This is a genomic window from Bacillus sp. SIMBA_005 (genome assembly GCF_046535585.1).
Taxonomy (GTDB): Bacteria; Bacillota; Bacilli; order Bacillales; family Bacillaceae; genus Bacillus; species Bacillus pumilus.
Genome location: NZ_JAWRWI010000662.1, coordinates 1 through 259, shown reverse-complemented (window position 1 = coordinate 259; position 259 = coordinate 1). Strand labels below are relative to the sequence as shown.

At 66.0% G+C, this 259-nt stretch carries 1 protein-coding gene; it reads left to right on the top strand.

The window, feature by feature from the left end; all coding sequences use genetic code 11:
• Positions 1-259 (top strand): EAL domain-containing protein (locus SB660_RS21735; protein ID WP_410584497.1); only part of this gene is annotated, 259 nt, incomplete at both ends.

The window sequence follows — 259 nt, the reverse complement described above, 5'->3', positions numbered from 1 at the left end:
GCTGCTGATGTCCCGGGTCCGCATCGACATCATCAAGACCGACAAGAGCTTCGCCGACAGCATGCTCGCCGCCGGCCCCGCCGATCCGCGCATGCAGGCCCTCGTCACCTTCATGCGCACCAACGCCTTCGAGGTGATCGTCGAGGGGGTCGAGACCGAAGCCCAACGGGATTTCCTGCGCGACGCCGGCATTCCCATGGCCCAGGGCTGGTACTTCTCGCCCTCCCTGCGCGCGAGCGACTTCCAGGCCTTCTACTAC